The following is a 24,424-nucleotide window of genomic DNA, read 5'->3' on the forward strand; positions in this document are numbered from 1 at the left end:
ACATAGTATTTTTATTTGATCTATACAATATATCTCCCAGCAAGGCCGTTATTTTCTGAATTCACCTATACAGAGTCCTGAAACATAGTGTTAATGCCATTCCCGTCGATATTCAAAGCCTGTCTAATTTCCGGCAGCCTGCTGTTTCTGGCAGGCTGTCAGCAGCCGTCAGAACCACAGATCCAGGTTGAACAGACTGAGACCAATCAGAAGCAAAGTCCAGTCAATGACTTTAGCCTGATGTGCAAGAATATTGAAAAAAATATGTCCCAGATTAATGACCAGCGCACCACTTTTGCGCTGGAACAGGTTAATCAGGATCTTAAAGTGTGTCTGCCCCTGATGGAATTGGCGGAGCAGAAGCATCTGATGCTGCGTTCTACTGAAATGTATCAGCGCTTTTTAGCCGTCGACCGTACTGAGTTCCAGCAACGCGCCTTTGAACAGTATGCGCTGGAAATGGCCCAGCATCCGACCATTCAGCAAGCCCATTTTCAGCAGCTCACCTCACGTGACCAGTACCTGTTAAAACACAAAGGTCAGGCTTATGTCGAACTACTGGATCTTGGCGATGGCAACTTACATTATCGTCGTAGTCCGGAATATCTGGCCCGCATTTTTGCGCCTTATTTACCCGACGCTGAAAAAGTTTTTATTGAACATCTGGCTGAACAGAATATGCAGCCGGTACTGGTGGAAAAACGTCTGCAAATTGAGGCGGCTGACATTGCAGCTCGCAGTCTGCTTTGGGAAGATTATCTCAAGACTTATCCTGAGAGCAGTTATAAGCGGGATGCCGAATACCTGCTGAAACAATATACCTATTTTTTGTTTAGAGGCACCGAAGCATCTCCCGTTTCTGAGGACTATCGTGACCGTTATGCAGTCGATACCAGTCATCTGGAAACCATTATTGGTCTATCCAGCGGTCAGAAATCAACGCTTTCGACCCAGGCTCGCCAATTTCTGGAGTTTCTGGACATGAATCCGCAACAGCGCCAGCAAGCCTTGCCTGCCGACTATCGCAACCGCTCGGACGCTGAACAGATTCTGTATTATGCCAAGATCAGCCCACCCTCACAAAAATATGATAAAGACTGTTTTATGGATGCGTTCTGTATCTAGCTAGAAATATTTGGCTTGAGTCCAGCTTCCCCTGCCTGAAGAGACCATCGCTAAAGTTGAGAGATTTAGACCTGTTTATTCGGCATAAACTGAGCTAAGCTTTAGCCTCGCTTGACGGAGCGCGAGTAATCCCTCGCTGAGATCATGTGATTCCTTTTATCTTTATCAGGAATTGAGCATGGGTACCGTTGAACCTGATCAGGTTAATACCTGCGTAGGAATCAAGCCAGCTAAAAACCCAGCCCCTGCTTTATCTGCTCAGGATAAATCTGCCCGCGTTTTTGGTCGTGCTTGATTCGTTGATGTCATTCATAAGGATCATAGCCATGAACCAGTTAACGAATCTTTCTTCTGAAACTTCTCTCTCCACGCATGAACAGGAAGCACGTGATTTAACGCGCATTCTACCCGCTTCACGTAAAGTCTATCTGCCAGGCTCGCGTCCTGATATTCAGGTGCCGATGCGGGAAATTTCCCTCAGTGAAACCCCGACCGGCTTGGGCGGTGAATATAATCCGCCCTTGATGGTTTATGACACGTCTGGTGTCTATACCGACCCCAATGTGACGATTGACCTGAATAAAGGCCTGCCCAATATCCGTGACAGCTGGATTGAACAGCGTAACGATACAGAAATGCTGGACGATTTAAGCTCTGAATTTGGCCGACAACGTTTACGTGATATCCGTACTGCGGCCATCCGTTTCGCGCATATTCAAAAACCGCGCAAAGCCAAACGCGGCCAGAACATCACCCAGATGCACTATGCCAAACAAGGCATGATTACGCCAGAAATGGAATATATCGCCATTCGTGAAAACCTGCGTCAACTGGAGGGTGTCGATATGCGCCAGCATCCGGGACAAAATTTCGGTGCTAAAAACCTGACTGAAATCACCCCGGAGTTTGTACGGCAGGAAGTCGCTGCCGGCCGCGCGATTATTCCGGCCAATATCAATCATCCGGAACTGGAACCGATGATCATCGGACGCAATTTTCTGGTCAAAATCAATGCCAATATTGGTAACTCGGCTTTGGGTTCTTCGATTGAAGAAGAAGTCTCGAAAATGACCTGGGCGACACGCTGGGGCGCAGATACCATTATGGATCTCTCAACCGGGCAGAACATCCATGAAACCCGGGAATGGATTATCCGCAATTCTCCCGTGCCAATTGGCACCGTACCGATCTATCAGGCCTTGGAAAAAGTCAACGGCGTAGCCGAAGACCTGACTTGGGAAATCTTTAAAGATACCCTGATTGAACAGGCGGAACAGGGCGTGGATTATTTCACCATTCATGCCGGTGTGCTTTTAAGATATGTACCGCTCACGGCCAACCGTCTGACCGGCATTGTTTCGCGTGGCGGTTCGATCATGGCACAGTGGTGTCTGGCGCATCATCAGGAAAACTTCCTTTACACCCATTTCGATGACATCTGCGACATTATGAAAGCCTACGATGTGTCTTTCAGCCTCGGCGATGGCCTGCGTCCGGGCTGTGTGCAGGATGCCAATGACGAAGCACAGTTCGCTGAACTGAGAACCTTGGGTGAACTGACCCATCGTGCCTGGGAACATGATGTACAGGTAATGATTGAAGGTCCGGGGCATGTCCCGATGCATATGATCAAGGAAAATATGGACCTGCAACTGGAAGTCTGTAAAGAAGCGCCCTTCTATACCCTTGGGCCTTTAACTACGGATATCGCCCCGGGTTATGACCATATTACTTCAGCGATTGGTGCCGCAATGATTGGCTGGTATGGCACTGCCATGCTGTGCTATGTCACCCCGAAAGAGCATCTGGGTTTGCCGAATAAGAAAGATGTCAAAGACGGCATTATTACCTACAAGATTGCAGCACATGCAGCCGATCTGGCCAAAGGGCATCCAGGCGCACAGGCCCGGGACAATGCGCTGTCCAAGGCACGTTTTGAATTCCGCTGGGAAGACCAGTTTAATTTGAGTCTGGATCCGGATACAGCCCGCAGCATGCATGATGAAACCATGCCCAAAGCAGCCCATAAATCTGCACATTTCTGTTCCATGTGTGGACCGAAGTTCTGTTCAATGAAGATTAGCCAGAATGTTCGAGACTATGCCAATCAGCAGGCCAAGCCTGATCAGCCGGCAAGCTCTCAGGCCGAAATTGAAGCAGGTATGGATCAGATGAAAGCCAGCTTCCATAAGTCTGGCCAAAATCTGTACCACAAACTATAAAACTTTAAAAAAAACAGTTGTCTTCAAAAAAAACTCAGATAGGATGAAAATAAATCAATTCATTCTATCTGAGCATATGAATATTATTAAACAGGCCTCTTATAATAAAAAAGACTTTCGCATAGAGGCACGTGAGTTTTTGTACCGGGGATTTATTCAGGTGGAAAAAGTCAGCCTGCGACACCGTTTATTCCAGCAGGACAGCTCGACGCCTATTTTGCAACGTGAGCTGATTCACCGGCCAGAAGCAGCGGGTGTGCTGCTCTATAACCATCAACAGCAGAAATTCGGCCTGATTGAACAGTTCCGGATTGGCGGACTGGACGATGTCGATTCACCGTGGCAACTCGAAGTGATTGCTGGTGTTCTGGATGGAGATGAAGCGCCTGAACAGTGTATCCGCCGGGAAGCACTCGAAGAATCAGGCTGTAGCTTGAATCAGTTACAGCATATTTTCAGCTTCTATCCTTCAGCGGGTGCTTGTTCCGAGTTGTTTCATTTATATGTCGCCGAAACTGAACTGCCTGAACATGGCGGGATTTTTGGCATGCCGGATGAAGGTGAAAATATCCAGCTGCATATTCTGGAATATGCAGATATTTCCGCACTACTCAGCAATGGGCGCCTAAGGAATGCACCGGTCATTATGGCCTTGCAATGGTTGCAACAACATATTCATACTGCAGGGATATGTCTAAGGGGAAAGACATGAGTTTTTCGCAGTCAAATACAACCGAACAGCCCGACTGGACCATTATCCAGATTTCTGATACCCATTTGATGGATCGGGAAGAGCTGGAATTTGCCCGGATGAATCCGGAGCAGAGTTTTCATGAAGTGATGCAGCAGATTCAGCAGCGCTTTCCCAAAATGGATGCGCTGATTCATACCGGTGATCTGGCACAGGTGCCGGTGGAACGAACTTATCAGCGTTATTTAGACTTTATCCAGTCCTTAAACGTGCCGCATTATCAAATTCCAGGTAATCATGATGACACCCGGATCTTTCCGTTTCATCAGAATGCCAATCAGGTACATGCGATTCATTTTGGTAGCTGGACCATGATTTTGTTGAATAGTGCGGTTCAAGGCAAGGTTGATGGCTGGGTGGAACAAGCTCAGCTTGATCAATTGGAGCAATTATTGCTTGAGTTTAAGCATCAGCATGTCATCATCGCTTGTCATCATCACCCTTTTGCGATGAAATCGCACTGGATTGACCAGCACCGGCTTAAAAATGCCGAAGATCTGAAAGATGTCCTGGCACGGCACCAGAATATAAAGCTGGTCTTGTTTGGTCATGTGCATCAAGATTCCTGTAATGAATGGCATGGTATCTATTTTTTATCCACGCCATCGACCAGTGTGCAGTTCAAACCTAAAAGCCAGGATTTTGCGCTAGATCAGGCGGCGCCCGGCTATCGTGTATTACATTTGCAACAAAATGGTGAGTTTGATACCTATATTGAACGGGTGGCATTGAGTCAGCAAAATATTAATACTGAAATTTCAGGTTATTAACTTTTCAATTTGTTTTTTTTGCATTACTTTATTGCAACCAAAGGAAATGTGATATGCATAGTCCAGACATCAAAGACTATCAATAAGCATAAAAAGTCTATATGATGACGGCCCCCACAGGAGGATAATCCTTCTACAGGGTGGATAAAAATTGCATATCACCATATTTTTTGCGTAGCAATCATACGCATATGATGAGGAATGCCCTAAATGGCGAATGACAACCAAAATCAAGTCTTAGACAATCAAATTGAAGTTGTAGAAGAGAAAGCTGCAAAGCGCGTACGCAAATCTAAGCCTAAAACGACTGACGGTGGTTCTACTGCTAGCTTATTTGGTATTGAACCTTATCAACCTAAAAAAAATGAAGAATACATGTCTGAAGGTCAGCTTCAGCATTTCCGCCAAATTTTGCTGGCCTGGAAAGCCGAGTTGATGTCAGAAGTGGATCGTACGCTGAATACGATGCAAGATGAGAATACTGCCCTGCCTGATGTCAACGATCGTGCCACTCAGGAAGAAGAATTTGCAATTGAGCTGCGTACCCGTGACCGTGAACGTAAACTGATCCGTAAAATCGAACAGTCAATCGAAGCGATCCAGAATGATGACTATGGTTTCTGTGAAACTTGTGGCATCGAAATTGGTTTGCGTCGTTTAGAAGCCCGTCCAACGGCTACTTTATGTATTGACTGCAAAACCCTGGCGGAAATCAAAGAGAAGCAAAATAACGGTTAATGATGCTGTTGAATAATCCTCCCCTAACCCCTCCTTTAAAAAAGGAGGGGGACAATAGGATGGCTTATGTGGGTCGGTTCGCGCCATCGCCAACCGGCCCTTTGCATTTTGGCTCCCTCATTACCGCAGTTGCCAGTTATTGCGATGCCAAAGCCAACCACGGCACATGGCTGGTTCGGGTGGAAGATACCGATATTCCGCGTATTTATCCGGGCAGTGAAGAGCATATTTTGCGTGCCATGGACGCCTTTCAGCTTGAGCCAGACGGCGAAATCATTTTCCAGAAAGACCGTTTAGATATTTATGCAGATGTGATCGAACAATTACGTCAGCAGGGTCTGGTTTATGCCTGTCAATGTACCCGTAAAATGCTCGGTTCCAATCATATCTATCAGGATACCTGCCGTGACCTAGCTCTGGCATTCGACAATCAAGCGATCCGTTTAAAAGTCGAAGATATCGAAATCTGTTTTGAAGATCAATTACAAGGTCGACACTGCTCAAAGCTGAAGAAAGATCTGGGAGACTTTGTCTTAAAACGTCGTGACGGGATTATTAATTATCAGCTGGCGGTAGTGGTCGATGACTATCTGCAAGGCATGACCCATGTGGTACGTGGTGCTGACCTGCTGGACAATACCGAACGGCAAATCTATCTGGGGCAGTTGCTCGGTTATCCGCGTCTGAATTATATGCATCTACCCCTGGCGATGAATGATCAGGGACAAAAACTCTCAAAACAGAATCTGGCCCAAGCACTGGATTTAAGTCAGGCCCCACAACTCTTAAAACAGGCACTTAATGCTTTGCATCAGGCTGAAGTTGATCTGGATACGCCACAACGCATGCTGCAACAGGCGGTTGCGCAATGGAACATTGAACGGATTCCACATACAACAGCGCTACAAGGTTGTTATCAATAAAAACCTGTTTTGGCTTAAGCTAGAATTCTAGAATTAAAATCAGAGAGGAAAAGCAGATGTTTTTTATTTTTGGATTCGGCCCTAAAACCAAAACTATTGAAAAGAGCCAGTTCCTGTGTCCAGTCTGCCGAACCCGTACAGGCTATGAGCTGAAACAGCAACGTCATTATTTTTCTTTGTTTTTTATTCCATTGATTCCACTTTCCAAGCCTAAAACTGCTTTTGTGACCTGTTCCAATTGCGGAACTGCAATGCCGAGCACAGTGCTTGACCATGCTCAGCCGGAGCCCGGGTCCAACTCCAATCTAGAAGCTTGATTCTTCCCGGCTTGGATTGACCTGCCGAGTGGTCGAATCAATTTTCAGCACTAAACTGATCATCACCGCACAGATAATCAATGATGAACCCCCATAACTAATAAATGGCAGGGTCAAACCTTTGGTCGGTAACACGCCCATATTCATACCGGCATTCACCAGAATCTGTAACAGGAAAATGATACAGATCCCATAGGCCAGATAGCCGGCGCGTAGATATTGATGTTGCAAGGCACGATGTCCGATCCGGATACAGCAGACCAGCATGGTAAAAGACAGGATCAGGATGGTCGCAATACCTAAAAAGCCAAATTCCTCACCTAAAATCGCCAGCATAAAATCAGTATGCGCTTCAGGCAGATAAGACATTTTCTGAATGCTGTGCCCCAATCCAACCCCGGCCCACTCACCACGGCCGAAGGCCATTAGTGCATTCGAGAGCTGATAACCGCTACCCAGTGGATCTTCCCATGGATTTGAAAAAGACATCAAACGCTGCAAGCGATAAGGCTCTAATAAAATCGCTGCGGCAAATGCACCGACCAAGGTCATAAAGGCCACACCAAACTGAATCCACGGCGCACCCGCGAGGAAAAACACGCCAAGCATGGTCAAGGTAATTACTACGGTTGCCCCCAAGTCCGGCTCAAGAATAATCAAACCGACGGTCACACCCATAATCGCACTTAAACGAACCAAACCTTTAATATTGTTCCGGACTTCTTCCGCACGGCGTACCACATAGTCCGCGGTAAAAATCGCCATCATCACTTTCGCCACTTCCGAGGCCTGCAAGGTAAATCCGGCCACCCGAATCCAGCGCTTGGAACCATTGACCTCAGTCCCGACCACCAGCACGGCCACCAACAGTACAATGGTAATAATCCACAAAAAGAAGGTGTTATTAAACCAGACCTTTAAGGGAATTTTATAGGTTAGATAGGCGGCTACTGCTGCCACAAAAATCGAAATGCCATGGCGGCTAATATAATGAAAGGCATTTTCATGCATACGTTCAGCATAAGGCATCGAGGCCGATGCCACCATGATCGAACCAATACACAGTAAAGCCAATACACAGAAAATTAGTACATTCCGTGGATTTAGCTCAGCGGGGAGCTTGGGTACCCACTGGCTATAAAATTGGTTTAGTTTATTGATCGTAGTCTGAGCAAACCCAGCCATATCACGAATCCTTGTTATTCTTAATTGAGTTCATTCACATACGCAACAAACTTGCGACCACGCTCAGGATAACCCGAGAACATATCAAAACTTGCGCATGCAGGAGACAATAGCACGACATCATCTGCCTGGGTGTGCTTTTGGCAGATTTCTACGGCCTGCTGCAAACTCTCTGCATGAACCAGCTCAGTCGTGCCCCTAATCGCTGCTTCGATGATCGGACAGTCTTCACCAATCAGCACTGCAATCTTGGCATATTTACTCAATGATTCACGCAAAGCCTTAAAGTCCTGTCCTTTGCCCTGTCCACCGAGAATAATCGCAACTTTGCCACCTTGGGCTTCAATCGCCATACCGAGACCATCGAGAGCCGCCAAGGTTGCACCGATGTTGGTGCCTTTGGAGTCGTTATAATAACGTACGCCCTGCACTGCTTTGACAAATTCGCAGCGATGTTCCAGACCTTTAAAGGTCTTTAAGGTATTCAGCATAGTATCCATGGGCAGACCAATCGCTTCACCGAGTGCCAGACAAGCCAGGGCATTGGCAATATTATGCGTGCCCTGCATATACATCTCGGTACTTTTTAACAGACGTTCACGACCACGCGCCAACCAGATGCCACCATCGCTGTCTTTGAGAATCCCGTACTGGTTCATATCGGGTGCATTCAGGCCAAAACTTTGCATCGGCGTCACATCTGGCACCAAAGGACGGGTCAAAGAATCATCCCGGTTATACACCACTTTTTTCACACCCTGAAAAATCCGGTGCTTGGCGGTGTGATAGCCCATCATATCGCCATGCCGATCCAGATGATCTTCACTCATGTTCAGTACCACCGCCACTTCAGCCGCCAGATTTGAAGTAGTTTCCAGCTGAAAACTGGATAATTCTAAAATATAGAATTCAGGATCATCTTTGGTTAAATCCAGTGCAGGACGGCCCAGATTGCCACCGACGGCGACTTTTTTGCCAGCATCGGCTGCCATTAAGCCAATCAAAGTGGTCACTGTACTTTTGGCATTGGAACCGGTAATCGCGACAATGGGCTTATCCGTAGCACGGCGTAAAATCTGGATTTCACTCACCACAGGAATACCCTGCGCCATCGCCGCCTGAATTTCTGGCAATTTTGGATCCAGTCCCGGACTGATCACGATTTCTTCTGCAGACAGCAACAGCTCGGCATCAAACTGGCCGAAACTGGTCTGGACTTCGGCCGGAATCTGGTCATGTCCCGGAGGGATGGCTCTAGAATCCGTTACTGCAACGCGGTAGCCCTGGTCATGTAAGAAATTGACTGCTGCAACACCTGATATTCCGAGTCCTGCAACGACTTTTAACCCACCACGTTGTATTAACATTTTCGCCCCATATTTTGGTCTATTTTGAAACTGACGAAATGGTAGCACTTTGCTGTTTTGAATGCCTTTTCTGATTGAGCTTTCTGCATATTTTTTTGTGTCCATGCGTAAAAAAACCGTCATGCTCATGACGGTTTTTAAAATTACAGCCAAAAAGGAACTTATTTCCATTTGACCGCTTGCTGGGCCGGCTTTTCCTGTGCACTTTGCTCCGACACCGGACAGGCACAGTTGCCACCACAGCCTGCAGCCATACCCGGTTGCAGCCATTTGGCCAGACGCGTCCAGCCTTTTGCTGCGCAGGCATCAGACAGCTTCTGGAAGACTGAGTGAGAGGTGTTCGGAAACACCTTTTTAAATACCACCAGCGCACTCCACAGCACCAGTGCCGCCACAATCAGAATTTCAATCATCTCAATCTCCCATGCATATACTCAGGCAAGCTCAACGGGCCGAGGCCAACCTGAGATTAGCCCAAATAATATGAAGCAATTTGATAAGTCAGGAATGACATGAAATATGCCAAGCCAAACAGGTAAACCGTCATGATACTGACCGTTTTCCAGGAACCAGTTTCACGTTTGACTGTCGCCAAAGTTGCCAGACAATGCGGTGCATAAATAAACCACACCAGTAAAGACAGACCTGTCGCCACTGACCAGCCCAGATCACCACCACTACTGATGAGTGAAGAGAGACCTTCGGACATTGCATCGTCATCTACGGCAGACAGTGCATAGACAGTGCCCAATGCAGCAACCACCACTTCACGTGCTGCCATGGCTGGAATCAAGGCAATACAGATCTGCCAGTTAAAACCGAGCGGTGCAAAGATTGGCTGCATCAGATGACCGAGCATACCTGCCAGTGAATAATCAATCGCCGGCAAAGTCGCACCTTCTGGGGGTTGCGGGAAGGTACACAGGAACCAGAGTACAATCGATAAGGCAAAGATGATACCGCCGACCCGCTTCAAGAAGATTTTGCCGCGATCCAGCAAGCCGATCCAGACGTTTTTCAGATCCGGGAAACGGTAGCTTGGCAGCTCCATCAACAGCATGTGCTGGGATTTATCTTTATGGAAAAATTTCAGTACAAAAGACACCGCCAGAGCACTGACAATACCCGCCATATACAGGCCAAATAACACCAGACCTTGCAGGTTCATAAAACCCCAGACAGTTTGCTGTGGAATGAAAGCTGCAATCAGCAAGGCATATACCGGCAAACGTGCTGAACAGGTCATCAGCGGTGCCACAAAAATCGTGGTTAAACGATCTCGCGGATCACTGATGGTACGCGATGCCATGATGCCCGGAATGGCACAGGCAAAGCTGGACAATAACGGAATAAAGGCACGGCCTGACAGGCCCGCTTTAAACATCAGCTTATCGAGCAAGAAGGCTGCTCGTGGTAAATAACCTGATTCTTCCAAGACTAGAATAAAGAAGAACAGAATCAGAATCTGTGGCAGGAATACCACCACCCCGCCGGCACCAGCAATAATCCCGTCCACCACCAGACTATTCAGTAAAGGATGAGCAATATATTCACCGAGGAATTCACCGAGCCAACCAAAGAAGGTTTCGATGCCATCCATAAACGGCGCAGCCCAGGCAAATACCGCTTGGAAAATCACGAACATCATTACAGCCAGGCTGAGTAGACCCAGTACCGGATGTAAAAAAATCCTGTCGAGAAAATCAGTACGTTTGTCTTCCTGATCGACGAAATTGACCACGTCGTTCAGAATGACTTCTACCTGCTGATGCGGGTCACCCTTTAAGCCACTCAGTTCAGTCTGCGGTACCGAGAATTTTCCCTGATCCAGGGCATTCTTCAGGTTTTCAATCCCTGAACTGCGTACCGCTACAGTTTCCACCACGGGCACGCCGAGACGTTCAGACAGCTTCTGGGTATTGATTTGCATCCCACGACGGCGTGCTTCATCCATCATGTTGAGTACAACCAGAATCGGACGACCCAAAGCAATCATTTCTAGGACCAGACCCAGATGCAGTTTCAGGTTAGTGGCATCTACTACACATAAGAATGCATCCTGCTGCTGTTCTTCTGCGATTTTACCTTGCACCACATTACGGGTGATTTCTTCATCCGGACTGGTCGCATCCAGACTATAAGTTCCTGGCAAATCCAGTACCCGCACCGCTTTGCCTGAAGCAAGCTGAAACGTACCGACTTTACGTTCAACCGTGACCCCCGCATAGTTACCAACTTTTTGGCGTGTTCCGGTTAAATGGTTGAATAATGAAGTTTTACCGCAATTAGGGTTACCGACAAGGGCAATACGTAATGTATCACTCATGCCGACACCGCCTGTTCGATTTCAATTTTGGCTGCTTCTGATTTACGCAAAGCAAAACGGGTAAATCCAACTTGAATCAAAATGGGATCTCCACCAAAAATACCTTTCGTAATCACCTGTACCTTCGTACCCGGCACAAAGCCTAGAGTTTCCAAACGACTCGCGACGACATCGTGTAGAGCACTTTCACCATCAGTTGTTCGACTCACTTTTCGAATGATGGCAATTTGTTTTGCTTTTAAATCAGACAAACGCACCGTGAAATTCCTGAACTATTTTGTACAGTATACAAACAAATGAGAATAATTAACAAATAAGATTGATTACATGCTGAATTAGTTTTTATATCACATCGACAGTCTGGTGAAATTAAACTACAGTGGAGAATACCTATTAAATTCATCGCTTTTTCAGATCAGATCCTTGCACCCTATGCTGAATAAAAAACCCCGTATTCCCGCCCCGGTTCAAATTCCTGAAGCCTTGAGCTATTTACAGGGTTTTCGTGATTATCTGATTGCGCAAACGGTCAGTCCACACACCCGAAATGCCTATTTATCTGATTTGCTGCAATGTGCAGAATGTCTGAGCAAGCCTTTGCCAGAATGGACCCATGACGATATTTCCGATGTATTGATTGCACTGACCAAACAGCAAAAAAGCCCACGCTCAATTGCCCGCTGTCTGTCAGCCTTGCGTTCATTTTATAAATTTCTGCGTGAACAGAAGCTGCGTAGTGATAATCCGGTGGCAGCGCATAAAACCCCGAAGCTTGGCCGTGCCTTGCCCAAAGATTTGTCTGAAGCCGATGTTGAGGCCTTGATTGATGCCCCCGATATCAATACTGCTTTAGGCCTGCGTGACCGTGCCATGTTTGAAGTGCTGTATGCTTGCGGTTTACGTGTCACTGAACTGATTAACTTACGTCTGGAACTGATTAACTTAAAACAGGGCTATTTACGCATCGTCGGTAAAGGCAATAAAGAACGGCTGGTACCGATGGGACACATGGCCTGTGAATGGGTGGAAAAATATCTGAATGAAGCCCGTCCACAACTGTATAAAACCTCAACCGATTATCTGTTTTTGACTCAGCATGGCGGCATCATGAGCCGGCAAAATTTCTGGTATGCGATTAAACGCTATGCTTTACAGGCCGGGATTGCATCCGAGCTGTCACCGCACACCTTGCGGCATGCCTTTGCGACGCATCTGCTCAATCATGGCGCAGATTTACGTGTGGTACAGATGCTGCTTGGACATAGTGACCTGTCGACCACCCAGATTTATACCCATGTCGCGCAAGTGCGGATGCAGCAGCTGCATGCAGCGCATCATCCACGGGCTTAAAACATCTACATATGGAATAAACTGAGAAGTTTGACGTGTTTGTATTTTTTTTTGTTATGCTAATGCTCTGTTTTTAGTCCAAGAAGAAAAGGGTTATTTATGACATTTGCCCGCTCAAAAGTTTTTATGGCTTGTACACTTGCTGCTGGTTTGGGGCTTAGCGCATGTTCCAATTCCGATAACAACACTAAAAAGCAAGATACACTGACTGCAAGTGCACCAGCAACGGGAGAAGCCTCTACCCTGACCGAACGCAATGCACAACAGCGTCTGGTCTCTACCTTGGAAAAGCATTTCAAAACTGCGGGGATCAGTGCCAAAATTATCGATATTAAAACCACCGAAGTACCGAACCTGTTCTGGGTCAGTCTGGAAGGTATGTCTGCGGTCTATGTCACCAGCGATGGTAAATACCTGATTCAGGGCGACGTGATCCGACTCGGTGATAAACAGCTGCATAATGTCAGTGAAAACCTGCAAGCCGGAATCAACAACAAACTCTTTGCCGAACTGAAAGCAGAAGATCTGCTGATCTATCCGGCCAAAGGCAAGGCCAAGCATGTGGTCTATGTCTTTACCGATGTCAGCTGTCCGTATTGCCATAAATTCCATGAACAAATGGATGAAATGAATAGTAAAGGTATTGAGGTTCGTTATATCGCCTGGCCGCGTGGTGAACAGCATATGCCGGCCATGGAAGCAATCTGGTGTAGTGCTGACCGTCATAGTGCTTTTGATCAGGCCATTGCCGGCGCACAGATTAGTGCAGAGAAATGTGAAAATCCTGTTCAAGATCAATATCACATGGGCCTGAATATGGGCGTCAATGGCACCCCTGCCATTTATAGTTCGGAAGGGGTTTACCTCGGCGGATATCTGTCTAGCGCTGAATTATTGAAGCGACTTAAATAACTCATTTTAATACGTTATTTAACTTTATTTTATAGATAAAGATATTCTGAAATGACCCTAGAGTCATGGCGTTTTTTTAGCTATGATCTAGGTTCTCGTAAAAAACTGTTTATTTGGAGTGTGACGTGAAACCAGTTCGTCTGGCTATCCTCGGTCTTGGTACTGTAGGTGGTGGTGCCTTGAAACTATTAAAAGAAAATGCTGCTGAGATTAAACGTCGCACCGGTCGTGAAATTGAAATTACCTATGTAGGCACCCGTCGTCCACGTCCTGATCTGGACCTACCTGCATCAGTGAAACAAAGTGCAGACTTGATGGACATCGTGCGTCAACCTGACGTAGACGTGGTGGTCGAAGTCATGGGCGGGATTCATCCTGCTTTTGAAATTATTATGGAAGCCATGAAACATGGCAAGCATATTGTCACTGCCAACAAGGCGCTATTGGCTGAACATGGGAATGAGCTGTTTAAAGCGGCTGAAGACAATGCCGTGCAGATTGCCTATGAAGCGGCAGTGGCTGGCGGTATTCCCATTATTAAAGTGATTCGTGAAGGTCTGGCGGCCAACAAGATTGAATGGCTGGCGGGCATCATCAATGGTACGGGTAACTTCATTCTCAGCGAAATGCGTGAAAAAGGCCGTACTTTTGAAGACGTACTCAAAGAAGCACAAGAACTCGGATATGCCGAAGCCGATCCAACCTTTGACGTGGAAGGTATTGATGCTGCACATAAGCTGACCATTCTGGCTTCATGTGCCTTTGGTATTCCGCTACAGTTTGACAAAGTCTTTACTGAAGGTATTGGCAAAGTCACTGCACAAGATGTGAAATATGCAGAAGACCTCGGTTTCCGTATCAAGCACCTGGGAATTGCACGCCGCACCGATGCCGGGATTGAACTCCGTGTTCATCCAACCCTGATTCCTGAAGAAGAACTGATTGCCAACGTCAATGGCGTGAAAAATGCCGTACTGGTACAAGCCAATGCGGTTGGCCCAACGCTGTACTACGGCGCAGGTGCGGGTGCAGGCCCAACGGCTTCTGCTGTGGTCGCAGACGTGGTGGATATTGTCCGTGATATCATTTATACCGAAGACGGTGCCGGAACCATTCCGCAACTGGCCTTTGAAGCACTGACCGATTTACCGATCTTGAGTCGTGAACAAATGACCACCGGCTATTACATCCGTATTAATGCCGAAGATCAAATGGGCGTGCTTGCCGATGTCACCACGATCCTCAGTCGTGCCGGTATCAGTATTGATGCGATCATGCAGCAACCGCGTTTATCCAAAGACCTTATTCCTATCGTGATTCTGACCGATCCTATCGTCGAATCAAAAATGGATGCAGCGCTTTCACAAATTCAAGCATTACCCGTCATTCATGGCGAAATTGTACGAATTCGTTTAGAATCGCTTGATAATTAATCGGGTTGAGGGGAGTATTCCCCTTGCCAAGCTCTACACACAATTGGAACATCATCATGTCGAATGCCAATCGTTATACTGGTTTAGTTGACCGCTATCGCGACCGTTTACCAGTGTCTGCAACTACTCGTGCGATCTCTTTGGGTGAAGGTAATACTCCACTGATCAAGCTTGAGAATATTCCACGCATTATTGGTAAAGATGTTGAAATTTATGTGAAGTACGAGGGCTTAAACCCGACTGGTTCATTTAAAGACCGCGGTATGACTATGGCGGTGACGAAAGCCGTTGAAGAAGGCTCTAAAGCCATCATCTGCGCATCTACTGGTAACACCTCTGCGGCTGCGGCTGCATATGCTGCGCGTGCTGGCATCAAAGCATTCGTGCTCATCCCTGAAGGCAAAATTGCCATGGGTAAAATGGCACAAGCGATGATGTATGGTGCGATTACCATGCAAATTCGCGGTAACTTCGATGACGGCATGCGCCTGGTTAAAGAAGTTGCCGATCAGGCACCGGTAACGATTGTAAACTCAATCAACCCATACCGCCTGCAAGGTCAAAAAACCATTGCTTATGAAATCGTTGAAGCTTTAGGTCGTGCACCGGATTATCACTGCCTGCCAGTCGGTAACGCGGGTAACATCACTGCGCACTGGATGGGTTATACCGAAGCGGTTGCCAACCAGTCGAAAGAAGAATTTGAGCAAGTCGTTTACGATGCTGAAACCGATGCTTTCACTGGTCCTAAACCGGCAGGCTTGCCAATCATGGCAGGTTATCAAGCGTCTGGTGCTGCACCTTTCCTTCGTGGCGGTCCAGTAGAAAATCCGGAAACTGTTGCAACTGCGATTCGTATCGGCAATCCGCAAAGCTTCAATCATGCTAAAGCGGTTGTTCGTGATTCAAACGGCTGGTTTGATGAACTGACTGATGCGGAGATTCTTGAAGCTCAACGTCTGCTTTCTATGTATGAAGGTGTATTCGTAGAGCCTGCGTCTGCTGCGTCTGTCGGCGGCGCGATCCGTGACATTAAAGCGGGTAAAATTGCTGAAGGTTCAGTAATCGTATGTACCGTAACGGGTAACGGTCTGAAAGATCCAGACACTGCTATCAAGCAATGTGCTGATGCCGTGATGTTGTCGATTGATGCAACTATGAGTCAAGTTAAAGACTCTATTCTGTCGAATATGTAATTTCGGCCAGAATTAAAAAAACCCTGCACTTGCAGGGTTTTTTATGAACCAATCAATTAGATTCGTTTAGGTTGCTGGCTGACCCAACTCATTAAACGGGTCGCATCATTGGTACGCGCCTGTGAGCTGTTTGCGCCTAAAACTACCACCGCCACCGGACGGTTATTCAGAGTCGTGTGCATCACCACACAGCGCCCTGCTTCATTAATAAAACCGGTTTTAGAAATATTGATATTCCAGCCGCCATTACGTACCAAGGCATTGGTATTATTAGATTTCAATACACGATAACCCAAGTTAAAGTCATAGCTTGGCGTGGTCGAGAACTGACGAATCAGGCCGTATTGAGAGGCCGTATTTACCAAGATTCCCAAGTCACGAGCTGATGCCACATTTCCAGGGTGTAAGCCGGTTGATTCCATAAAGCGGGATGAATTCATGCCTAAGGCCTTGGCCTTACTGTTCATCGCTGCAATAAATGCACTGCGACCACCTGGATACGTTCGCGCCAAGGCTGCAGCTGCCGGGTTTTCAGACTTCATTAGAGCAAACAATAAAGCTTCGGCACGGTTCATGCTATCGCCAGCACGTAAGGTCGAGCTTGAGCTTTTACAACCTGCGCAAGAGAAATCAGCCTGTTGCAGCGTGATTTTTTCTGACATGTTTAAACGTGCATCGGAAATCACCACAGCTGTCATTAATTTGGTAATAGATGCAATCGGCAAAGCGGTATTGGTGTTTTTGCTAAACAGCACCTCACCAGTTTGTGCATCCATAACCAATGCAGCACGGGCATTTACAGAGGGTTGATTGCTATAACTGTTTGTATCAAAAATCTGTGTTGTTTTGGCTGGTTGCTGAACACTAACCGACTGCTGGGTGCTCGGTACACTCTGACGCAAGGTCGTGGTCACGGTGGCTGAACCGGGTGGCGAAGGCTCATCAGCAGCCACACGGAAATCATCACTCATCAGCTGATTGACTTCCTCAGAAGACCAACTAATGCTGGATCCGCCCTCTGTCGTGCCAGAATTCATAATGATTTCAGCAAAACTTGTCGCACTCATGCTGACTAACACGGACAGGCCCAATACATGCCTTAAAGACTTGTTTATTTTCTTCACTATTTCTTCACTCAACTAACAGAGGTAAGATTGATTTGCGTATTACCTCTAATATGCCTTACATTTAAACACATTGCAGAACATTTTTTGATCTTGACACTGTGTGATAAGTTTCAGATTTTATCTTGCGAATAGGATTGCTAATTTTGTACTTTCATTGCAAGCTTATTTTGCTTTATGTAACAAAAAAATGATTTTTTTAACAGAGGGAGAGCGTAGGTGATCACAGTTTTAGTTGTGGACGACCATGAATTAGTACGTACTGGAATTTGCAGAATGCTGGAAGACCATGCGGAGGTTCAGGTGATTGGACAGGCTGAATCTGGTGAAGAAGCGATTTCTCTGGTTCGTCAGCATCATCCGAATGTGGTTTTACTGGATGTGAATATGCCGGGCATTGGTGGCGTAGAAACCACGCGTCGTCTGCTTCAGAGCGCCCCTGAAACCAAAGTACTGGCTGTCAGCGGTCTGGCAGAAGAACCCTATCCTTCGCTGTTATTAAAAGCCGGAGCCAAAGGTTATATTACCAAAGGGGCGCCGATTTCAGAAATGGTTCGCGCCATCAATAAAGTCATGCAAGGCGGTAAATATTTTAGTGCCGACATTGCAGAACAGTTAGCGAGTTCTTACCTTTCTGATACACAGCAATCGCCTTTTGATGCACTGTCAGAACGTGAAATGCAAGTGGCGATGATGGTGGTGAACTGTATCAGCGCTCAGGAAATTGCTGACAAGCTCTTTGTCAGCGTCAAAACCGTAAATACCTATCGTTATCGTATTTTTGAAAAACTGAATATTGATAGTGATGTCAAACTGACGCATCTGGCCATGCGCTATGGGCTGATTAAACCTTAGCCTTTGGCGAGTCACGCTGCATATGGCACAAAAAACCAATTATTCTGAACTCAATCAGTATCATTTAGGGATCTGGTATAGCGCGTATCGCCTGCTGATCAGCACTGGCCTGCTGCTGATTTTTCTGCTGACCTACCCCGAGCTAACCAGCGATTATCAATATCCACAGCTGTATTATTATGCGCTGGGAATCGGTGTTGCCATTAATACAGCGCAGCTGTTCGCGCTGAAATGGATCAGACGCCTGATCCAGCCGCAGCTGATTATGATTTTCTTTAGCGATGTCTGCGTCTTAAGTTTACTGACTTTGGCAAGTGATGGGCCTAATCTGCAAATTGGCCTGCTATTTGTGATCACCATCTTTTCCGCATCGTTATTGCTGGATGCCAAAAAGGCTTTGGTGGTCACCCTGATTGCTGTGATTAGTGTTATATATCAACACTTCATCGGTAGTATTTTTGCATTTTCTTCCTTAAGCAATATCAGTAATAGTGCCCTGCTGGCCTTTTTGTTCTTTGTGGTCTATGGAACCGGGCAAATTGCGGTGCGCCGTTTTCAGATTCTGGAAAACCTGAACTTTTCGCAATCTCTGGAACTTTATCGCTTACAGAATATTAACCGTTATATTCTGGAACAGATCGAAACTGGCTATCTGGTGCTGGATGAAAATTATCATGTGGTCCTGAGTAACCCTGCGGCCTGTACACTGCTCGGGATCGAAGCAAAATTTGCGCATGAGAAATTTACCCTCTACCAGTCACAACCAGATTTATTTGAACTGATCCAGTTTGAAACGCTGGAAAATGGCGAGCGTTTTCAATTTGAATCACAGCAAAGTCGCTATAACATTCATGTACAGGTACAAAAGCTGATTGTGCCACATCAAACCCTGATGTTATTGGTGTTACAGGATGCCAAAAAACTCAATCAGCAGGTGCAGCAACTTAAACTTGCCGCACTGGGCCAGCTTTCGGCCAGTATTGCGCATGAAATTCGTAATCCATTGGCAGCTATTGTGCAGGCCAATGATTTATACCTTGACTCTGGCAGTGAACAACAACAAGTACTCAACCAGATGATTGGCCGACAGGCGACCCGGATTGACCGGATTATTCAGGACACGCTGAATATGGTCAAAAATAAAGAAACCCATCCGGTGCCGATTCATCTTAATGAATTTATCCCGTTATTTATCCAGGAAGATTTGGCCGATATTTGCGATCAGATTCAATTTAATATTGATGTGCCACTGCTGATTCAGTTCGATGAAGCGCAGTTCCGGCAAGTCCTGATTAACCTGCTTCGCAATGCCATCCGTCACAATTCAGCAGATGCCAATTACATTCAGCTGAATATACATCCCTATGAACATCGGGTCTGGATTGATATCCGGGATTTCGGCTCAGGTGTAGCCATACACGACCAAGCCCTATTATTTCAACCTTTTTTCAGTACCTCGATTAGTGGAACCGGATTAGGACTGTACTTATCACATAGTTTTTGTGAAGCAAATCAGGCACAATTAAACTATATACAACAAGAACAGGGCGCATGCTTTCGCATTAGCTGCCAACGTATTACGGTATAAAGGGGTTTAAGGGAAATGAGTGTGGAACAACAGCCACTGGTGCTCTTGGTGGATGATGAAGAAGATTTATGCACCCTCATGCAAATGTCGTTGCTGCGGATGGGGATTCGTACGCACATCGCACATCGTCTGCAAGATGCTAAAAAATATCTTGCAGATCATCAATATGATGCCTGTTTAACTGACCTGAACCTGCCCGATGGCAATGGTTTGGAGTTACTGGACTGGATTGGTCATCTCTATCCTGCACTTCCGGTCGCGGTTCTGACCGCCTATGGCAACATGGAAATCGCGATTGCTGCACTCAAGGCCGGTGCCTTTGACTTTGTCAGCAAACCGATCAATCAGAAACATCTGGAACAGCTGCTACAAAAAGCACTGAATAAACCGGTGGATTATTCCCATAATAATCCAAATGATGCTTTAGAACATAAAATGCTGATTGGGCAATCGATACCGATTCAGCACTTACGTATTACCTTACAAAAAATTGCCCGCTCACAGGCACCGGTTTTTATTACTGGCGAATCGGGAACTGGCAAGGAAGTGGTGGCCAATCTGGTCCATCGCCTGAGCAACCGTAATGAAGGCCCTTTTATTGCAATTAACTGTGGTGCGATTCCCACTGAACTGATGGAAAGCGAACTGTTTGGGCATAAGAAAGGCAGCTTTACTGGCGCCGCTCAGGACAAACAGGGGCTGATTCAATCGGCACATGGTGGCAGCCTGTTTCTGGATGAAATTGCAGAACTGCCACTTTCCATGCAGGTCAAACTGTTACGTGCCGTACAGGAAAAACGTATTCGTCCACTCGGTTCAGATACTGAAATTGATGTGGATTTCCGCGTCATCAGTGCCACTCATCAGGATCTGGAAGCCTTGGTACAACAAGGCAAATTCCGTCAGGATTTATATTTCCGTATTCATGTGATGGATCTGACTTTACCGCCGCTGCGTGAACGGAGTCAGGATATTCTCTTACTCGCCGAACATTTTATTCAGAAGATTTGCCAGGAATGGGGCATTGCCAATAAAAAACTGACAGAACGCAGTAAAGAATTTTTATTGGAACAATATTATCCGGGTAATGTACGTGAATTGCGTAATATTATGGAACGTGCAATCACCTTGAGTGATGAAGAGCGGATTGATCTTCAGCACCTGCAAAGTGCACCGTTACGTCAGGCTCTTAACAGCGCTCAGGAGATGAATACGCTCACGAGCGAGATCATTGCGACTGACACCCTGATTGCCCCGAGAAAGCTCCCAGAAGAAGGCCTAGAGCTATATTTAGAAAAGATTGAAAAAGAAGTCCTACTCAATGCGCTGAATCTAACGCACTGGAACCGCACACTGGCCGCGAAAAAGCTCGGTATGTCATTCCGCTCCCTACGCTATCGTTTGAAAAAGTTCGGACTGGATACTGAGGAAGACGAATAATTATTTTTGCAGGAGCAGCAGGTCTGTGACGTGTTCCAGATAGCTCTCCTCACGCATTTCCTGCTTAAACGGATAACTGAAATGTGGCTGCACGCCCCGCCCTTCAATCATCTGACCACTCGGACTGAAGTATTGTGCCACTGTCATTTGTAAAGCAGAACCATTACTCAGTGGAAATAGCTTTTGTACCACACCTTTGCCATAGCTTTGCTCACCGACCACCCAAGCCCGGCTATGTTCTTTCAATGCTGCCGTAAAGACTTCAGCTGCCGAAGCTGAACGGTTATTAATCAGAACGCCCACTTTCAGATTCTGAAATTCAAAACTTGGCAGCGCCTGAAATTGCTGATTGCCTTCCGAACGGCTTTGGGTCGAGACAATCACACCCTGATTCAAAAATAAATCGGCCGATTCTACTGCGGCAGAAAGTAAGCCACCCGGGTTATTGCGTAGATCAAACATCACCGCTTTTAAGCGTCTGTCAGAATAGCTTTCAATCAGGCGCTTGATTTCATTGGCTGTATCTTGCTGGAAAACTTTGACCTGCAATACCAGTACCTGATTATTGTGCAGACTGGATTTAATTTCAGTATCGAGCTTGGTATTCCTTACCAGACGAACCACCGGACTTTGCGGGGAAAGCTGTATGCTCAGCGTAGAGCCGACCGCCCCGCTCAATAACTGTCGCACCTGCTCCTGATTCAGGCTACTCAGTACCTGATCATCAATTTTATAGACCGTGACACCATTACGCAGTCCCTGCTTGGCAGAGTCGGCATCGGCGCTCAATCCCTGCACCATCCATTGCTTCATCTGCGAGTTAAATTGCAGATCGAAATCAATGCTGGCCAGATCACCTTCAGTATATTCACGTAGCTGCTTATAATCTTCAGGAGACAAATAACGCGAATAGCGGTCTAAGCCACTGACCAGCCCTTGGATTGCCTGTTGGAACAAGGCGTCGTCATTTTTGTCTTGAATATAATTGTCTTTGACGATGCCGTAAATTTGTACAAATTCTTGAATGGATGCCACAGGAATTTCAGTATAAACCTGACCATCCATTTCCATATCATCGAATACCGGCTCTTTTGAGCCCGCACCCCAGGCCGAATGACTCAAACACATCAGTAAGCATGGTATAACGACAGACTTCCAATGTGTTGTTGCCATTTTTTACCTTTCTTTAAAATCTTATCGAAAATTATTGATTCAGTTCAATCAGGTTGCGACCTTGCATTTCCGCAGGGACTGGAACTTGCATCAGACTTAATAAGGTCGGTGCGACATCTGCCAATACGCCACCTTCTGCGATCGTGGCCTGAGTTGGACCTACATAAATAAATGGAACCAATTCAGTGGTATGTTGAGTATGCACCTGACCACTGTGATAGTCCTGCATCTGCTCTACATTACCATGATCGGCAGTGATAAGCATATGACCTTTTTGCGCCATCACCGCCTCATAAACCCGGCCTAAGCAGGTATCGACCGCTTCGACCGCTTTCACTGCGGCATCAAAAACACCGGTATGACCGACCATATCACCATTGGCATAGTTCACCACCAGCAGGTCAAATTCGCCTGAATTGATCGCAGCGACCAGCTCATCAGTCACTTCATAAGCACTCATTTCCGGTTTGAGGTCATAAGTTGCTACATTTGGTGATGGAATCAGGATACGTTTTTCACCCGGATATTCATCTTCACGACCGCCACTAAAGAAGAACGTCACGTGTGCATATTTTTCAGTTTCAGCAATACGCAATTGGGTTTTACCCAGATTTGACAGGTATTCACCAATCGAGTTGACCAACGCTTCTGGCATATAGGCCACAGGCGCATCAATCGTTGCTTGGTAACGCGTCAACATCACAAACTTGGCTAAGTTCGGCACCACTTTACGTGCAAATCCAGCAAAGTCCTTTTCAACAAAGGCTTTGGTAATTTCACGGGCACGGTCAGCACGGAAGTTCATGAAGACCACGCTATCACCATCCTGAATTTTTGCCAGCTCACCAATGCGGGTGGCTTTGACAAACTCATCCGACTCATCTGCGGCATAAGCCTGTTCCAGACCTTGAACTGCGGTGGCAGCTGTACGGGCCGCTTCGCCTTCAGTCAATAAACGATAGGCCTGTTCGACGCGATCCCAACGGTTGTCACGATCCATCGCGAAGTAACGACCAATCATGCTGGCAATACGACCCTGACCCGGATATTGTGCAAACAGCGCATCCAGTTTTTCCAATGACGGTTGGGCACTTCGTGGCGGCGTATCACGACCATCCAGGAAAGCATGCAAATAAACTTTGACACCACGTTTGAGTGCCAGTTCAGCCATCGCAACAATATGGTCTTCATGCGAATGCACACCGCCTTGAGATAAAAGGCCGAGCAAATGCACTGCACCACCTGAAGCTTTGGCTTTCTCCACCGCATCGACGAGTACTTCATGATTGAAGAAATCACCGGTACGAATGTCTTTGGTAATCCGGGTAAAATCCTGATACAGCACACGACCTGCACCGAGGTTCATATGTCCGACTTCCGAGTTCCCCATCTGGCCATCTGGCAGACCAACATCTTCGCCTGAACCCGAGATCAAACCATGCGGATGCTTGTCCTGCATTGCAGTTAAATTTGGTCGTTTAGCTGCTAAAAACGCATTGTCTTCGACCGCTTCGCGATGACCCACACCATCCATAATCACCAAAACGTGAGGGATTTTGCCAGCAGTTGCATCCGTCATAATGAAATACTCTGTTCGTCTACGAATTAATCGCTCTATTTTAGCGAAGT

Annotated in this window: 22 protein-coding genes and 1 riboswitch; of the genes, 14 read left to right on the top strand and 8 right to left on the bottom strand. The window is 46.6% G+C overall.

The annotated features are described in order from the left end of the window. Positions 1-93 precede the first annotated feature (93 nt). The 7 genes from FTU44_RS06955 to FTU44_RS06985 all read left to right on the top strand — a co-directional run bounded on the left by FTU44_RS06955 (position 94) and on the right by FTU44_RS06985 (position 6,846). On the top strand, positions 94-1,125 hold the full coding sequence (locus tag FTU44_RS06955; RefSeq protein ID WP_180049962.1) for a hypothetical protein: 1,032 nt from the start codon (positions 94-96) through the stop codon (positions 1,123-1,125). A gap of 105 nt (positions 1,126-1,230) precedes the next feature. Beyond that, a riboswitch (TPP riboswitch) is annotated at positions 1,231-1,363 on the top strand. An 88-nt stretch (positions 1,364-1,451) separates the two neighbouring features. Further along, the gene (gene thiC / locus FTU44_RS06960) at positions 1,452-3,347 is read left to right on the top strand and encodes a phosphomethylpyrimidine synthase ThiC (protein ID WP_180049941.1); all 1,896 of its coding nucleotides are present in this window, start codon (positions 1,452-1,454) and stop codon (positions 3,345-3,347) included. 76 nt (positions 3,348-3,423) lie between these two features. Continuing rightward, the gene (locus tag FTU44_RS06965) at positions 3,424-4,059 is read left to right on the top strand and encodes an NUDIX domain-containing protein (RefSeq protein ID WP_180049943.1); all 636 of its coding nucleotides are present in this window, start codon (positions 3,424-3,426) and stop codon (positions 4,057-4,059) included. Further along, positions 4,056-4,868, top strand: coding sequence for a 3',5'-cyclic-AMP phosphodiesterase (gene cpdA, locus FTU44_RS06970; protein ID WP_180049945.1), 813 nt, complete (start codon positions 4,056-4,058; stop codon positions 4,866-4,868). Before FTU44_RS06965 ends, cpdA begins: the two co-directional genes overlap by 4 nt. Positions 4,869-5,078: 210 nt before the next feature. Then, on the top strand, positions 5,079-5,606 hold the full coding sequence (dksA, locus tag FTU44_RS06975) for an RNA polymerase-binding protein DksA (RefSeq protein WP_005094428.1): 528 nt from the start codon (positions 5,079-5,081) through the stop codon (positions 5,604-5,606). Between the two features lie 2 nt (positions 5,607-5,608). Beyond that, positions 5,609-6,529, top strand: a complete 921-nt coding sequence (gene gluQRS, locus FTU44_RS06980; protein WP_225553535.1) for a tRNA glutamyl-Q(34) synthetase GluQRS — start codon at positions 5,609-5,611, stop codon at positions 6,527-6,529. Between the two features lie 56 nt (positions 6,530-6,585). Continuing rightward, entirely contained in the window at positions 6,586-6,846 is a 261-nt protein-coding gene (locus FTU44_RS06985) for a zinc ribbon domain-containing protein (RefSeq protein ID WP_005094432.1), read from the top strand. Here FTU44_RS06985 and ftsW read toward each other — a convergent pair. The 5 genes from ftsW to FTU44_RS07010 all read right to left on the bottom strand — a co-directional run bounded on the left by ftsW (position 6,835) and on the right by FTU44_RS07010 (position 11,981). Next, positions 6,835-8,031: a putative lipid II flippase FtsW gene (ftsW, locus tag FTU44_RS06990; RefSeq protein WP_005094435.1), complete on the bottom strand. Its 1,197-nt coding sequence runs from the start codon at positions 8,029-8,031 to the stop codon at positions 6,835-6,837. The genes FTU44_RS06985 and ftsW overlap by 12 nt on opposite strands. Positions 8,032-8,051: 20 nt before the next feature. Then, the gene (gene murD, locus FTU44_RS06995) at positions 8,052-9,398 is read right to left on the bottom strand and encodes a UDP-N-acetylmuramoyl-L-alanine--D-glutamate ligase (protein ID WP_180049947.1); all 1,347 of its coding nucleotides are present in this window, start codon (positions 9,396-9,398) and stop codon (positions 8,052-8,054) included. Positions 9,399-9,559: 161 nt separating this feature from the next. Then, positions 9,560-9,811 (bottom strand): DUF6587 family protein, encoded by a 252-nt coding sequence (locus FTU44_RS07000; protein ID WP_005094438.1) that lies wholly within the window; start codon positions 9,809-9,811, stop codon positions 9,560-9,562. 56 nt (positions 9,812-9,867) lie between these two features. Further along, a complete protein-coding gene (locus FTU44_RS07005; RefSeq protein WP_005094440.1) occupies positions 9,868-11,724 on the bottom strand; it encodes a ferrous iron transporter B in 1,857 nt (618 codons plus the stop codon). Further along, complete coding sequence (locus FTU44_RS07010) at positions 11,721-11,981, bottom strand: FeoA family protein (RefSeq protein WP_004281065.1); 261 nt, start codon at positions 11,979-11,981, stop codon at positions 11,721-11,723. The genes FTU44_RS07005 and FTU44_RS07010 overlap by 4 nt, the downstream gene beginning before the upstream one ends. A gap of 175 nt (positions 11,982-12,156) precedes the next feature. Between FTU44_RS07010 and xerD the strand changes: the two genes are divergently transcribed. The 4 genes from xerD to thrC all read left to right on the top strand — a co-directional run bounded on the left by xerD (position 12,157) and on the right by thrC (position 16,615). Further along, positions 12,157-13,074: a site-specific tyrosine recombinase XerD gene (gene xerD / locus FTU44_RS07015; protein WP_005094442.1), complete on the top strand. Its 918-nt coding sequence runs from the start codon at positions 12,157-12,159 to the stop codon at positions 13,072-13,074. A gap of 99 nt (positions 13,075-13,173) precedes the next feature. Further along, a complete protein-coding gene (locus FTU44_RS07020) occupies positions 13,174-13,986 on the top strand; it encodes a DsbC family protein (protein ID WP_100329427.1) in 813 nt (270 codons plus the stop codon). 125 nt (positions 13,987-14,111) lie between these two features. Then, on the top strand, positions 14,112-15,419 hold the full coding sequence (locus tag FTU44_RS07025; RefSeq protein WP_180049948.1) for a homoserine dehydrogenase: 1,308 nt from the start codon (positions 14,112-14,114) through the stop codon (positions 15,417-15,419). A 56-nt stretch (positions 15,420-15,475) separates the two neighbouring features. Further along, entirely contained in the window at positions 15,476-16,615 is a 1,140-nt protein-coding gene (gene thrC / locus FTU44_RS07030) for a threonine synthase (RefSeq protein ID WP_004281061.1), read from the top strand. 56 nt (positions 16,616-16,671) lie between these two features. On the opposite strand, the gene FTU44_RS07035 is transcribed toward thrC, so the two are convergent. Continuing rightward, complete coding sequence (locus FTU44_RS07035; RefSeq protein WP_180049950.1) at positions 16,672-17,739, bottom strand: serine hydrolase; 1,068 nt, start codon at positions 17,737-17,739, stop codon at positions 16,672-16,674. Between the two features lie 219 nt (positions 17,740-17,958). Here FTU44_RS07035 and FTU44_RS07040 point away from each other — a divergent pair, with 219 nt between their 5' ends. The 3 genes from FTU44_RS07040 to FTU44_RS07050 are packed head-to-tail and all read left to right on the top strand — an operon-like array spanning position 17,959 to position 21,622. Beyond that, positions 17,959-18,594 carry a response regulator gene (locus tag FTU44_RS07040; protein WP_005108454.1) on the top strand — a complete coding sequence of 212 codons (636 nt, stop codon included), beginning with the start codon at positions 17,959-17,961 and terminating at the stop codon, positions 18,592-18,594. A gap of 22 nt (positions 18,595-18,616) precedes the next feature. After that, positions 18,617-20,182 (top strand): PAS domain-containing sensor histidine kinase, encoded by a 1,566-nt coding sequence (locus FTU44_RS07045; protein ID WP_180049952.1) that lies wholly within the window; start codon positions 18,617-18,619, stop codon positions 20,180-20,182. A gap of 15 nt (positions 20,183-20,197) precedes the next feature. Next, positions 20,198-21,622: a sigma-54 dependent transcriptional regulator gene (locus FTU44_RS07050; protein ID WP_100329428.1), complete on the top strand. Its 1,425-nt coding sequence runs from the start codon at positions 20,198-20,200 to the stop codon at positions 21,620-21,622. On the opposite strand, the gene FTU44_RS07055 is transcribed toward FTU44_RS07050, so the two are convergent. Together FTU44_RS07055 and gpmI are read right to left on the bottom strand one after the other, a co-directional pair. Beyond that, positions 21,623-22,795: a S41 family peptidase gene (locus FTU44_RS07055; protein ID WP_180049954.1), complete on the bottom strand. Its 1,173-nt coding sequence runs from the start codon at positions 22,793-22,795 to the stop codon at positions 21,623-21,625. 31 nt (positions 22,796-22,826) lie between these two features. Next, positions 22,827-24,374, bottom strand: coding sequence for a 2,3-bisphosphoglycerate-independent phosphoglycerate mutase (gene gpmI / locus FTU44_RS07060; RefSeq protein WP_005094458.1), 1,548 nt, complete (start codon positions 24,372-24,374; stop codon positions 22,827-22,829). Positions 24,375-24,424 lie beyond the last annotated feature (50 nt).

The organism is Acinetobacter sp. YH12105, from assembly GCF_013419095.1.
GTDB lineage: Bacteria > Pseudomonadota > Gammaproteobacteria > Pseudomonadales > Moraxellaceae > Acinetobacter > Acinetobacter pseudolwoffii.